This is a genomic window from Burkholderia thailandensis E264 (assembly GCF_000012365.1).
GTDB classification, from domain to species: Bacteria; Pseudomonadota; Gammaproteobacteria; order Burkholderiales; family Burkholderiaceae; genus Burkholderia; species Burkholderia thailandensis.
The window spans coordinates 2,901,529-2,914,763 of the sequence record NC_007651.1 but is presented as its reverse complement, the minus strand read 5'-3'; the positions used below and the strand labels follow the sequence as shown (position 1 = coordinate 2,914,763).

Genomic DNA, 13,235 nt, shown 5'->3' with positions numbered 1-13,235 from the left:
GGAAGGCGCGGTGCGCTTTCCCGCGCGCTTTCGAACGCAGGCGCCGCGCGCCGCGATATTCGACAGCGCACGCGCACGCCTCGTCGTTACCCAGATTAAGCATCCAGGAAATTCACATGGCTATCGTAGAAGTCAAAGTCCCCCAGCTCTCCGAATCGGTTTCGGAAGCGACCATGCTGCAGTGGAAGAAGAAGCCCGGCGAAGCCGTCGCGCAAGACGAAATCCTGATCGAGCTCGAGACCGACAAGGTCGTGCTCGAAGTGCCGGCGCCCGCCGCGGGCGTGCTCGCGCAAGTGCTGCAGAACGATGGTGACACGGTCGTCGCCGACCAGGTGATCGCGACGATCGACACCGAGGCGAAGGCAGGTGCGGCCGCAGCGGCAGCAGGCGCGGCCGAAGTCCAGCCGGCCGCCGCGCCCGCCGCCGCGCCGGCGCCCGCCGCGCAGCCGGCCGCCGCCGCCGCGTCGAGCACCGCGTCCGCGTCGCCCGCCGCATCGAAGCTGATGGCCGAGAAGGGCTTGGGCGCCGCCGACGTCGCCGGCTCGGGCCGCGACGGCCGCATCACGAAGGGCGACGTGCTGTCCGCGGGCAGCGCGCCGAAGGCCGCACCGGCCGCCGCGCCGGCGAAGGCCGCGGCAAAGCCGTCGCTGCCGGACGTGAAGGTGCCGGCGTCGGCGACGACGTGGCTCAACGACCGTCCGGAGCAGCGCGTGCCGATGTCGCGCCTGCGCGCGCGCATTGCCGAGCGTCTGCTCGAATCGCAGCAGACCAACGCGATCCTCACGACGTTCAACGAAGTGAACATGCAGCCGGTGATGGACCTGCGCGCGAAGTACAAGGACAAGTTCGAGAAGGAACACGGCGTGAAGCTCGGCTTCATGTCGTTCTTCGTGAAGGCGGCCGTTCACGCGCTGAAGAAGTTCCCGCTCGTGAACGCGTCGATCGACGGCAACGACATCGTCTACCACGGCTACTTCGACATCGGCATCGCGGTCGGTTCGCCGCGCGGCCTCGTCGTGCCGATCCTGCGCAACGCGGATCAGCTGAGCCTCGCCGAGATCGAGAAGAAGATCGCCGAATTCGGCCAGAAGGCGAAGGACGGCAAGCTGTCGATCGAGGAAATGACGGGCGGCACGTTCTCGATCTCGAACGGCGGCGTGTTCGGCTCGATGCTGTCGACGCCGATCATCAACCCGCCGCAGTCGGCCATCCTCGGCGTGCACGCGACGAAGGAGCGCCCGGTCGTGGAGAACGGCCAGATCGTGATCCGTCCGATCAACTACCTCGCGCTGTCGTACGACCACCGGATCATCGACGGCCGTGAAGCGGTGCTGTCGCTCGTCGCGATGAAGGACGCGCTCGAAGATCCGGCGCGCCTGCTGCTCGACCTGTAAGCGCGCTTTTCACACCGTATCGAACCGCTCCGGCGGGCCGCGCGGGCGCCCATTGCGAGGCGCCTGCTCGGCTTACCGGAGCCAAACCAAAGGATTGTCATGTCGAAGGAATTTGACGTCGTCGTGATCGGTGCGGGCCCGGGCGGCTATATCGCCGCGATCCGCGCCGCTCAACTGGGCAAAACGGTTGCCTGCATCGAAAAATGGAAGAACGCGGCCGGCGCGCTGAAGCTGGGCGGCACGTGCCTGAACGTCGGCTGCATCCCGTCGAAGGCGCTGCTCGCGTCGTCGGAGGAGTTCGAGAACGCGCAGCACCATCTCGCCGACCACGGCATCAGCGTCGACGGCGTGAAGATGGACGTCGCGAAGATGCTCGCGCGCAAGGACGGGATCGTCGAGAAGATGACGGGCGGGATCGAGTTCCTGTTCAAGAAGAACAAGATCACGTGGCTCAAGGGCCACGGCAAGTTCGCCGGCAAGACCGACGCCGGCGTGCAGATCGAGGTGAGCGGCGAGGGCGAGACGGAAGTCGTCACCGCGAAGAACGTGATCATCGCGACGGGCTCGAAGGCGCGTCACCTGCCGAACGTGCCGGTCGACAACAAGATCGTCGCGGACAACGAAGGCGCGCTGACGTTCGACTCGGTGCCGAAGAAGCTCGCCGTGATCGGCGCGGGCGTGATCGGCCTCGAGCTCGGCTCGGTGTGGCGCCGTCTCGGCGCCGAAGTGACGGTGCTCGAAGCGCTGCCGGCGTTCCTCGGCGCGGCCGACGAGGCGCTCGCGAAGGAAGCGGCGAAGCTGTTCAAGAAGCAGGGCCTCGACATCCACCTCGGCGTGAAGATCGGCGAAGTGAAGACGAGCGCGAACGGCGTGTCGATCGCTTACACCGACAAGGACGGCAACGCGAAGACGCTCGACGCCGACCGCCTGATCGTGTCGGTCGGCCGCGTGCCGAACACCGACAACCTCGGCCTCGAGGCGATCGGCCTGAAGGTGAACGAGCGCGGCTTCATCGACGTCGACGACCACTGCCGCACCGCGGTGCCGAACGTGTACGCGATCGGCGATGTGGTGCGCGGCCCGATGCTCGCGCACAAGGCGGAAGACGAGGGCGTGCTGGTTGCGGAAGTGATCGACGGCCAGAAGCCGCATATCGACTACAACTGCATTCCGTGGGTGATCTACACGTACCCGGAAATCGCGTGGGTCGGCAAGACGGAGCAGCAGTTGAAGGCCGAGGGCCGCGAGATCAAGTCGGGCAAGTTCCCGTTCTCGATCAACGGCCGCGCGCTCGGCATGAACGCGCCGGACGGCTTCGTGAAGATGATCGCGGATGCGAAGACCGACGAGCTGCTCGGCGTGCACGTGATCGGCGCGAACGCGTCGGACCTGATCGCCGAAGCCGTCGTCGCGATGGAGTTCAAGGCGGCGTCGGAAGACATCGCCCGCATCTGCCATCCGCACCCGTCGATGTCCGAAGTGATGCGCGAAGCGGCGCTCGCCGTCGACAAGCGCTCGCTCAACAGCTAAGCGCGACAACGCAGCACCGCGCGCCGGCCCTCGCGGCCGGCGTCGCAGTTTCTCGGCGAAGGCGGGCGGGGTTTCCCGCTCGCCTTCGTTTTTGCCGGTTTGCATGATGAACGTCACCGAATACTACGAGCACGAGCTGAAGACGCGCGGCTATCAGTCCGATGCCGCGCAGCGCGCCGCGGTCGAACGCCTGCAGCGTTGCTATGGCGAATGGGTTGCCTACAAGGCGCGTCGCTCGAATGCGTTCAAGAAACTCGTCATCCGCCCGGACTTGCCGCGCGGCGTCTACATGTGGGGCGGCGTCGGGCGCGGCAAGAGCTTCCTGATGGACAGCTTCTACGCGGTCGTGCCGGTGCAGCGCAAGACGCGGCTGCATTTCCACGAGTTCATGCGCGAAGTGCATCGCGAGCTGGAGGAGCTCAAAGGGCAGGCCGATCCGCTCGACGAGCTCGCGCGCCGGATCGCGAAGCGCTACCGGCTCATCTGCTTCGACGAATTCCACGTGTCGGACATCGCCGACGCGATGATCCTGTATCGCCTGCTCGACCGGTTGTTCTCGAACGGCGTGCAGTTCGTGATGACGTCCAACTACGATCCGGACGACCTCTATCCCGACGGCCTGCATCGCGACCGGATGCTGCCCGCGATCGCGCTTCTGAAGGACCGGCTCGACGTGCTGAACGTCGATGCGGGCGTCGATTATCGGCAACGCACGCTCACGCAGGTGCGGATGTATCACACGCCGCTCGGCGCGCAAGCCGATCGCGAGTTGCGCCATGCGTTCGCGCAGCTCGCCGCGGTGCCGGACGAGAGCCCGATCCTGCACATCGAGAAGCGCGAGATCAAGGCGCTGCGCCGCGCGGACGGCGTCGTCTGGTTCGATTTCGCGACGCTCTGCGGCGGCCCGCGCTCGCAGAACGATTATCTCGAGCTTGCGAGCCGCTTCCATGCGATCGTGCTGTCCGACGTGCCGCAGATGTCGCCGCGGATGGCGTCCGAAGCGCGCCGCTTCACCTGGCTCATCGACGTGCTGTACGACCACAAGGTGAAGCTGCTGATGTCGGCCGCGGTGCCGGCGGACGATCTTTACGTCGAAGGGCCGATGGCGAACGAATTCAGCCGCACGGTCTCGCGGATCGTCGAGATGCAGTCGAAGGAATATCTCGAGGCGCCGCGCCGCCTGATCGATACGTCGCTGACCTGATCCGGGTGATGCGGGCGGCGGGGCGCTTTCGGCGCGCCGTGCGCCGCGAACGAACCGACCCGAATTCGAAAACGCGCGCAGACGGTTAACTTCGGTTAATTCGGTATTAACTATTCTTAAATCGGCGCGCGTCGTGTATCCAACGCCGGTTCGTCTCGATATCGTTGCGGTCATGTTCTTCATGAACGGAGAAGTACATGACGCCGTATCGCGATATCACCGATGAGGAGTGGCAGCGCGTCGCTCCGCTATTGCCCGAGTTGCGCCCGCGCAAGGAATTGCGCGGCAGGCCGCTCGCGGATACGCGCGCGGTGCTGAACGGCGTGCTCTGGGTGATCTACAGCGGCGCGAACTGGTCGGCAATGCCGCGCCGCTTTCCCGCGTATCAGACCTGCCATCGCCGCTTCAAGGCATGGTACGAATCCGGCGCGTTGAAGCGCGTGCTCATCGAGCTGTTCGGCGAGCGGAGCGACGATCTTTGCGAGCTGATGGCGCTGCGCATGCGCACGCATGCGCGCTCGAAGGCTGCGCAGGCGCGTAGCGGCGCGGCATCGACGGCGACCTCGCCCGCGCCGCGTCACGATCACGCGCTCGAGCAAGTCGCCTGACGCAACGCGCGCGACGTATCGCGCGCATGAAAAAACCGGCCTCGCGTACGCGCGCGAGGCCGGTTTTGTTTTTGCCGCTCGGCGCGCGCGGGACGCGGCGCGCAAGCGGCGATCTGCGCAACGAGGGAAGGGCGCTTATTGAGCGCGCGTCCACGTCTGCGAACGGCCAAGCAGCGATATGCCGATGTAGCCGCGCACGACGAGCTTCTGGCCGGCGTCCTCGAGCTTCATCTTGCACTTGTAGATTTTGCCGTTTTCCGGGTCGAGGATGTTGCCGCCGTCCCAGCCTTCGCCGTCCTTCTTCATCGCCTTGATGATCGTCATGCCCTTGATGAGCTGATCCTTGCGCTCGTCGGTGCACGCGGTGCAGCGGCGGTCCGGCGTGTCGTTCTCGCCGAGGCCCTTGACGACCTTGCCCGACAGTTCGCCGCTCGAGTCTTGGGTGATCTGCACGAGCGCCTTCGGCTTGCCCGTGTGATCGTCGATCGTCTGCCACGTGCCGACCGGGCTGTCCGCCTGAGCGAACGCGCTCGCCGCGCACGCGAGAAGCGCGCCGGCCACGGTGATCGAGCGCAGTGAACGGGTCATTTGAAACATGTCTTCCTCCTTGGATCGCACGATGTCGTTTTCGTCAGCTCGCGGGCCGTCTGCGTCGGACGGTGATGCACGCGAGCTTTGCGCAGAATACGTGAATCCGCGCGCGGCGTTTGATACAAGTGCTTCTAATCGAAGTGAATGAAGCGAAGACGTGCAACATGCAACGGGAAACTGAAAACTTGCAAACGCGCGCGGCCCGTCGGGCGACGGGCCGCGAAGCGCGAGCGCGCGGCGCGGGCGCGCGTCAGTAGAGCTGATACGAGAACGATGCGTTCACGCGCGGGCTGCGCGATGCGCTTTCGATCGGCGCATCGCCGACGGGTTTCGCGATCGATACGTCGAGGTTGTAGAAGCGGTTGTCGGTCAAGCGCACGCCGAGCCCGACCGACGACAGGCGGCGCGGCACCGGCGTGCCGGAATGCAGATACACCCGCGCCATGTCGTACACGATGTACGGCGTGATGTTCTTCAGGAATGCGAAGCCTGGCGCGAACGCGCGATTGAGTTCGAGCGACGCCCCCCATCCCGAATCGCCCGACGTCTCGCCCGGCTGATAGCCGAGCGCGAAACGCTGCGCGCCGAACGAGATCTGCTCGGTGGTCGGCAGCGAATCGGGGCTGTACTGGCCGGTGAGCTGCACGGTCGAGCCGATCTTGAACGGCCATTCGTTCGTCTGCACGAACGTCGCGCCCGTGCGGACGAACGTCGTCGAGGCGGGGTTCGTCGCGACGACGCCCGGCAGGTTCGTGAAGCCCGATTTCGACGCGCCGAGGATGTCGAACGCCTTCGCGACGTTGAAGCTCAGCTTCTGCACCTGCTTCGGCTGCACGCTCGTGTAGTCGAGCTGCATCTGCAGCACGCGCACCTGCGAGCGCATGCCGATCGTCGCGCCCGTGCCTCGGTTCTGATAGCGGTCTTCGTTGTGCGACGCATAGCCCGACACCGTGCCGAGCAGGCTGCGCTGATTGCTCAGCATCAGCGGATACGACGCGGACAAGCCGAGCTTGTCGTTGATCACGGTGCGCTGCACGTTCGGCAGCACCGTCTGGTCGACAGACGGATTGCCGCGGTAATGGCTTGCGTCGAGTCGCGTGACGAGGCCGTTGCTGCCGATCGGCACGGCGCCGCTGAACGATACGTACGTCTGGTTGTTCGGCCCTTTCGGGAACAGCGCGGAGATGCTCATCTGCTCGCCGAGCGACGTGAGGCCGTTCTCGGTCACGGTGAAAAGCCCCTGCAAGCCCGGGTTGTTCGTGTTGAGGCCCGCGCTCACGTTGAACGGCTTGCGATCGACGTTGAGCTCGAGCGTCGTCGCGCCGTCGGTATTCTGCGGCGGCGGCACGTTCGCCTTCACCGTCACGCCGGGCAGCAGGCCGAACGTGTTCACGTAGCGCTCGAACGTCGCGCGGCGCAGCGGGCGATCGTCCATGATGTGCGCGGCGATCGCGCGCACCTTCGGCTCCATCGCGCCGGGGCGGCCCGTGATCTTCAGGTTCGCGACATAGCCCTCGACGACCGTCACGCGCACGACGCCGCCCTCGAACGTCTGCGCGGGAACGAACGCGAACGACAGTGCGTAGCCGCGCTCCTGGTACAGCTTCGTCACGCCGTTCGCCGTCTCGATCAACTGGCCGATCGTGATGTCCTTGCCGACGAGCGGCGTGAAGCGCTGCGAGATCTCTTCGAACGGAATCGACTTGACGCCCTCGACCTGGAACGAGGTCGGCGTCAGATGGCGCGCGAGCAGCGCCTGCACCTGGACTTCCTGCGGCGCGACCTGCACGGTCACGCTCGGCGTGCGCGGCGTGTTGATCTGCGGCAGCGCTTCGAGCGGATTGCCGCCCGAGCGGCTTTGCGCATGCGCGGCACCGGCGGCCGCGACGAGCGCGAGCAGCAGCATCCAAGAGTCGTGTCTGGATTTCATCGTGATTCCTCGTGGGCCTCTTTTTGCTTGTGATCTTCTAATGCCGTTGCGCGGCGCCTGGCGGGCCGCGCAACGTGGTCTTCCGTTGTTCTGATCGTCTGATCCGACTGCCACTGCGCCGCGCGCTCCTTGCCGGAAGGAGCGCGCGGTATTTCGCGTCACTTGCCAAAACTGCCCAGCGTGCCGAGCGTGCCCGTCACGGGGGCGAGGAGCCCCGTCGAGCCGCCCGTCGACGACGTCGCGCCGGACAGCGAGCCCGTGACAGTATTGAGCAAACCGGTGACGGGCGCGAGCGGGTTTGTACCAGCACCCGTGCCGCCGCTCGCGAGGCTCGTGATCGGCGCGAGCGGGTTGCTCGCGCCGCCCGACACCGCGCTGCCGCCGAGCGAGCCGGTCGGCAGCGCGCCGCCGCCGACGCTCGACAGCAGGCCGCTCAGCGGGCTGCCGAGCGTCGAGCCCGAGCTCGTCGAGCCGCTCGCGACCGTCGCCGTCGAGCCGCCGACGAGGCTCGTGATGAGGCCCGGGATCGGCGCCGCGCCGTTCGGTGCGGCCGGATTCACGAGGCCGCCCGCGTTCGTCACGGTGTTGCCGACCGCCGACACGAGCTGGCCGACGTCGCCGACGAGCGGCTGCGACGGCGAGGTGCCCGCGATCTGCTTGCCGGCCGAGCTGATCGCGCCGCCGACTTGCTGCAGCAGGCCCGATACCGGCTGGCCGACGCCCGTCGTCGTGCCGACCGTCTGCGTGACCTGGCCCGCCGTGATGACGAGCGGCGTGACCGCCGAGCTGATCGGCTGCGTGATTTGCTGAACGGGTCCCGTCGACAGCGCGTTGCCGAGCATCGTGCCGGCCGCGTTCACGCCGTTCGCCGCCGTCGCGAGCGCACCCGCCACCGGCGTCGTGACGGGCGAGAGCGGGGCGAGCGGGCCCGTGCCGAGCGCCTGCACCGTTTGGCTGAGGCCCTGCACGGTGTTGCTCGCGGCGCTCACGACGTTGCCGAGGCCAGCGACCGTCGTGCCGACCGGATTCTGTGTCGAGCCGATCTGGCCGAGGCCGTTGCTGAGCGCGTTCGCCGCGGCGTCGACGATGCCGCCCGTGCTGCCGACCGTCGCGCCCACGCCTTGCGTGACGCCGCTGCCGAGGCCCGGCACGCTCGTCGAGCCGATCGTGTTGCCGATATCGGTCGCGGTCTTGCCGAGCGTGTTGACGACGCCCGACGTGCCTGCCGTGCCGCTGGTGCCGCTCGTGCCACTGGTGCCGCTCGTGCCGCTGGTCCCGCTGGTGCTGCCGCCGCCGGCGGACGGCGGCGCGGTGACGTCGCTGCCGCCGCACGCGGCGAGCACGCACGCGGTCGCGAGCGCGGTGAGCGGAACGCGCCAAGCCGCGAGCGCGAACGACGGGACGAAACGTTGCTGGTTCATGATGCTGCTCCTCGCTGTCTTCTCTGATGCTGCTGGATGGGCGCGGGCCCTTCTACTTCTTGATGCCGCCGAGCAGGCCGCCGACGAGCGACGTGACGGGCGACAGCAGGTTGGTCGAGCCGCTCGTGCCGCTGCTCGTGCCGGTCAGCGGTGCGGTGAGGCTTGCGACCGGGTTCGTCGCGCTCGTCGTCGTGCTCGTCGCCGGTGCGGCCGTCGCGCCGCCGAGCGCGCCCGTCGCGGTCGAGACGAGGTTCGTGACGGGGGCGAGCGGGCTCGTCGCCGCCGCGCCGCCGGTGGCGCCCGAGAGCGCGCCGGTGAGGGTCGACACGAGGCCCGTGACCGGAGCGAGCGGGCTGCTGCCGCCGCCCGCGCTGCCCGCGGCGCTCGTGAGCGCGCCCGTGACCGTCGACACGATGTTCGTGAGCGGCGCGAGCGGCGAGCTCGAACCGGCGCTGCCCGCGGCGCCCGAGAGCGCGCCCGTGACCGTCGATACGACGTTCGTGAGCGGTGCGAGCGGGGTGCCCGACGTCGCGCCGCCGACGCCGCTCAGCGTGCCCGTCAGGCCGCCGACGGCGGCCGTGATCGGCGCGAGCGGATTCGTCGAGCCGGTGCCGCCCGTCAGCAGGCCGCCGACCGAGCTGATCGTGTTGCCGGTTGCCGAGACCGTCTGGCCGAGGCCCGTCGTGACCGGGTTGTTGCCCGTCTTCGCGATCAGCGCGCCAGCCTGGTTCAGGCCGCCGCCGATCGTGCCGAGCAGCGTGTTGACGGGCGCGCCGAGGCCCGTCACGTTGCCGACCGTCTGCGTCGTGCCCGCGACCATCGACGTGATCGGCGTGATCGCCGAGCTGACCGTCTGCGTCAGTTGCTGGACGGGGCCCGTCGACAGCGCGGTGGTGAGCGTCGTGCCGCCCGCGGTGATCGTGTTGCCGAGCGTGCTGACCGCGCCGCCGAGCGGCGACGTGAGCGGCGACAGCGGCGCGAGCGGGCCGGTGCCGAGGCTCGTCACGAGGTTGCCCGTCTGCGTGACGGCGCCGCCGAGCTGGCTGACCACGCCGCCCGTGCTCGCGACGGTCGTGCCGATCGGGTTGGTCGACGAGCCGAGCTGGCCGATGCCGCTCGTCACGCCCGAGCCGAGCGCGCTGACCGCGCCGCCGAGGCTCTGGACGACGCCGCCGATCGCCTGCGTCGTCTGCGGATTCACGCCCGGCAGCGTCTGGCTGCCGACGACAGTGCCGAGGCCCGATACGGTCGAGCCCGCGCCGCTGATGATGCCGCCCGTGTTGCCGGCAACCGTGCCGAGCGCGTTGATGCTCGACGTGGTCGACGTCCCGCCGGAGGTCGAGCCGCCGCCCGACGTGGAGCCGCCGCCGGAGGTGGAGCCGCCGCCGGAGGTGGAGCCGCCGCCGCCCGACAGGCCGCCCGTCGAGCCGGAGCCGCCGGTGCCGCCCGAACCCGAGCCGCTCGTGCCGCCCGAGCCGCCCGAGCCGGAACCGCCGTCACCGGTCGTGGAAATCGCGTTGCCGCCGCCGGAGCCCGAGCCGTCGAGCCCCTTGCTGATCGTGCCGGAGCCGCCGCACGCGGAGAGGGAGAGCATGGCTGCCACGGTGGCCGCGATCAAAGTCGTCCGGAGCGTGCCATGGGAAATCGTGTTGATGTTCATCATCGTCCTCGCATTGGTGTGTTGTCTGTTGATTGATTTGCTGCGCTTGCGGACGATTACTCTGCAACTGGCGTGCCATTTCGCTGGACGGTCTTTTCGGTGCGTGCGGGGAGATTCTGCAAACCCTTGCCGGTAAAGGGTCGCGACGGGATGGGATGACGGAGGGGCGGCGGCGGAGTACGTGCGGTGAGGGCTGGTTTTTATGCGTTCGTAACGTAACGCGGCGTGCCGCGCGTTACGCGCGCGGCGTAACGCGCGGCAAAAACCAGGCGCGCGCCGTCGATATTTGAACCGTCCGTTTTACTGATGGATTAGGTATGTAGATCTAACCTATCGTAAGTCCTTATGTGTAAGGCCTACCGACAGGTCGTAAAAATAAGCGTGCGCACGGTCATAATGTCTGAGCAAAACTGACGAAAATGTGGAACAAAAAAAGGTTCGGATATAAGATGCGCTCATGCGCTATTTGTACGACCTAGTACATCAGGGAATACGAGGAGGACGCCGCCGACATGAATGTTAACTTGTATCAAATTGTTAGAAACTCTTGAAAAAAGAGTTATAACGAAATCGCCCGAGCCGGAGTAATTAAAGCCGGACTGGCGGGGCAAGGTCGGCCGATAGCGAAAAGCAAGGCCAATGAAGACTCAAGGCACGAGGATCAACATGAAACAACTGATGCATCGCTTCTTCAAGGAAGAGGCCGGGGTAACCGCGATCGAATACGGGTTGATCGCAGGTCTTATCGCGGTGGCTATCGCGACGACGGTCGGCACGGTCGGTACCGATCTCAGCTCGCTGTTCAGCACGATCGCCAGCAAATTGCCGGCGGCCTGACTTTCACATCCAATTACGCATGACCACGAATTGCGGATTGCCTCGGCAGTCCGCAAGCGTCGCTGGGCGGCTGGGGCTGAAATGATTCATCTATTCAGTATTGGATTCTTTTTCGCCTGGGCTGCGGCTGTTGCAATTGCTGATTGTCGCGATCGCCGTATTCCCAACGAATTGGTGCTCGCCGGTCTCGCCGCCGTTATCATTTTTACAGTCTGCCGACAAAATCCATTCGAAACGACATTGGTCGGCGCATTGATCGGCGGCGCAGTTGGTCTCGTTTCCCTTTTCCCGTTTTTCGCGCTGCGCTTGATGGGCGCCGCCGACGTGAAGGTATTCGCGGTGCTCGGCGCGTGGTGCGGGCTGCCGGCGTTGCCGCGGCTATGGATCGTCGCGAGCGTCGCGGCGGGTATCCACGCGCTCGGGCTGCTGCTCCTGACACGCACGCCGCTCGGCTCGCTCGGGCGCAACGGCGCGCCCGCGTTCGCGCTCGGCGCGCGCCGCTCCGCGCCTTATGCGGCGTTTCTCGTCGCGCCCGCCGCCGCGTGGCTCGCCTATCTGATTCAGACCGGAGGCACGCGATGACGCACGCGCCCGGACGGTTCCGCTCGCCGCGCCGCCAGCGCGGCGCGACCGCGATCGAATTCGCGATCCTGTTTCCGATGTTCTTCCTGATCCTGTACGGGATCATTACGTACGGCATGATCTTCGCCGCGCAGCAGAGCCTGACGCTCGCCGCGACGGAGGGCGCGCGCGCCGCGCTCAACTATCAGGTCGCGCAGACCCAGTCGGCGGCGCTCGGCCTGCGCGCCGCGGCCGCGTGCACGGCCGCGAACAACCTGACGGGCTGGCTGTCGGGCGCGACGTGCTCGACTTCGTCGAATTACACATGTTCGTACGATTCGACGATGTACTGTATCCAGGTCACGGTCACGTATCCGTATGCGGCCAACCCGCTCGTGCCGGCGGTCGCGCTGTTCGACGCGGTGCTGCCGAACACGCTGACGAGCCAGGCGACGGTGCAGATCAATCCGACGAACATCATATGAAACGCACGATCGACTAGGCCGGGCCGACTCGCCGCGCCGCCGTTTTTCTCCAACGTTTTTCCTTGCCGCTGCACTGATAACAATCATGGCCAATCATCTGATCAAGATCATCGCGGGGTTGCTGATCGGGATCGCGATCCTGCTCGGCATTTACGCGTGGCTGCTCGGGCGCAAGCCGGCGCCCGTCGCGCCGGGCGCCGCGCCCGCCGTCGCGACGGCGTTGGTGCCCGTCGTCGTCGCGACGCGCGCGCTGCCCGCCGGGCAGCCGATTCCCGCCGATGCGCTGAAAGTGCAGCAGACGCCGGCGCCCATCGCCGGCGCCTTCCCTAATCCAACCCTCGTCACGGGCCGCATCCCGGCGAACGACATCGTCGCGCAGGCTCCGGTGCTCGAGAGCGAGCTGATGTCCGGCCTCGCCGACCAGATCGCGCCCGGCGAGCGCGCGGTCGCGATCAAGGTCGACGACACGAACGCGGTGGGCAACCGGCTGCGTCCCGGAAACTTCGTCGACGTGTTCGTGAACCTGAAGCGCGAAAGCGGCTTCGGCGCGACCGGCTCGGAAATCTCGCAAACGCAGGCGCGGCTGCTGTTGTCGCGGGTGCGCGTGCTGTCGTTCGGCGACGCGACGGCCGATCGCGACGGCACGCCGGGCCCGACGGGCGCGGGCGCGCGCACCGCGGTGCTCGCCGTGCCGACCGCGCAGGTCGACGCGCTGACGCTCGCCGAAGCGAGCGGGCGGCTCGTGCTCGCGCTGCGCAGCCCGCGCGACGACGACGTGGCCACGCGCACGGTCGCGATGCGCGCTTCGGGCGCCGGCGGGCCGTCGAATGAGGCGGCGACGGGACTCGTGCTGGGCGAACTGTCGGGCAGCGGCGGCGCGCCCGCGCAAGTGCCGCGCGCGGCGCCCGCGAGGGTGGCGACGGCGTCGGCCGCGCCGCGTGCGGGCGGCAGCATCGAAGTGATCCGGGGTGGGCGGGCCGAGACGCTCGCCTATTGATCGACATAGCGGTTTCG

The 13,235-nt window shown here is 67.3% G+C and carries 12 protein-coding genes; 8 read left to right on the top strand and 4 right to left on the bottom strand.

Features of this window, described 5'->3' with window-relative positions:
* The first annotated feature begins 116 nt into the window (after positions 1–116).
* The 4 genes from odhB (at position 117) to BTH_RS25215 (ending at position 4,736) form a co-directional block, all read left to right on the top strand.
* The gene (gene odhB / locus BTH_RS25230; protein ID WP_011402416.1) at positions 117–1,394 is read left to right on the top strand and encodes a 2-oxoglutarate dehydrogenase complex dihydrolipoyllysine-residue succinyltransferase; all 1,278 of its coding nucleotides are present in this window, start codon (positions 117–119) and stop codon (positions 1,392–1,394) included.
* A gap of 99 nt (positions 1,395–1,493) precedes the next feature.
* Positions 1,494–2,924: a dihydrolipoyl dehydrogenase gene (gene lpdA / locus BTH_RS25225; RefSeq protein ID WP_009891480.1), complete on the top strand. Its 1,431-nt coding sequence runs from the start codon at positions 1,494–1,496 to the stop codon at positions 2,922–2,924.
* Positions 2,925–3,030: 106 nt separating this feature from the next.
* Positions 3,031–4,128, top strand: a complete 1,098-nt coding sequence (gene zapE / locus BTH_RS25220; protein ID WP_011402415.1) for a cell division protein ZapE — start codon at positions 3,031–3,033, stop codon at positions 4,126–4,128.
* A 197-nt stretch (positions 4,129–4,325) separates the two neighbouring features.
* A complete protein-coding gene (locus tag BTH_RS25215) occupies positions 4,326–4,736 on the top strand; it encodes a transposase (protein ID WP_009891476.1) in 411 nt (136 codons plus the stop codon).
* A 135-nt stretch (positions 4,737–4,871) separates the two neighbouring features.
* Here the strand turns inward: BTH_RS25215 and BTH_RS25210 are convergent, their stop codons facing one another.
* The 4 genes from BTH_RS25210 to BTH_RS25195 form a co-directional block, all read right to left on the bottom strand.
* Positions 4,872–5,333: a DUF2147 domain-containing protein gene (locus BTH_RS25210; protein ID WP_009891474.1), complete on the bottom strand. Its 462-nt coding sequence runs from the start codon at positions 5,331–5,333 to the stop codon at positions 4,872–4,874.
* A 244-nt stretch (positions 5,334–5,577) separates the two neighbouring features.
* Entirely contained in the window at positions 5,578–7,233 is a 1,656-nt protein-coding gene (locus BTH_RS25205; RefSeq protein WP_009891472.1) for a ShlB/FhaC/HecB family hemolysin secretion/activation protein, read from the bottom strand.
* A 182-nt stretch (positions 7,234–7,415) separates the two neighbouring features.
* Positions 7,416–8,678 carry a collagen-like triple helix repeat-containing protein gene (locus tag BTH_RS25200; protein WP_009891470.1) on the bottom strand — a complete coding sequence of 421 codons (1,263 nt, stop codon included), beginning with the start codon at positions 8,676–8,678 and terminating at the stop codon, positions 7,416–7,418.
* A 52-nt stretch (positions 8,679–8,730) separates the two neighbouring features.
* Entirely contained in the window at positions 8,731–10,338 is a 1,608-nt protein-coding gene (locus BTH_RS25195; RefSeq protein WP_011402413.1) for a collagen-like triple helix repeat-containing protein, read from the bottom strand.
* 639 nt (positions 10,339–10,977) lie between these two features.
* Here BTH_RS25195 and BTH_RS25185 point away from each other — a divergent pair.
* The 4 genes from BTH_RS25185 (at position 10,978) to cpaB (ending at position 13,218) form a co-directional block, all read left to right on the top strand.
* On the top strand, positions 10,978–11,175 hold the full coding sequence (locus BTH_RS25185) for a Flp family type IVb pilin (RefSeq protein ID WP_006026550.1): 198 nt from the start codon (positions 10,978–10,980) through the stop codon (positions 11,173–11,175).
* Positions 11,176–11,256: 81 nt separating this feature from the next.
* The gene (locus BTH_RS25180; protein ID WP_011402411.1) at positions 11,257–11,757 is read left to right on the top strand and encodes an A24 family peptidase; all 501 of its coding nucleotides are present in this window, start codon (positions 11,257–11,259) and stop codon (positions 11,755–11,757) included.
* The gene (locus BTH_RS25175; protein WP_009891464.1) at positions 11,754–12,221 is read left to right on the top strand and encodes a TadE/TadG family type IV pilus assembly protein; all 468 of its coding nucleotides are present in this window, start codon (positions 11,754–11,756) and stop codon (positions 12,219–12,221) included. Before BTH_RS25180 ends, BTH_RS25175 begins: the two co-directional genes overlap by 4 nt.
* Positions 12,222–12,306: 85 nt before the next feature.
* The gene (gene cpaB / locus BTH_RS25170; RefSeq protein WP_009891462.1) at positions 12,307–13,218 is read left to right on the top strand and encodes a Flp pilus assembly protein CpaB; all 912 of its coding nucleotides are present in this window, start codon (positions 12,307–12,309) and stop codon (positions 13,216–13,218) included.
* Positions 13,219–13,235 lie beyond the last annotated feature (17 nt).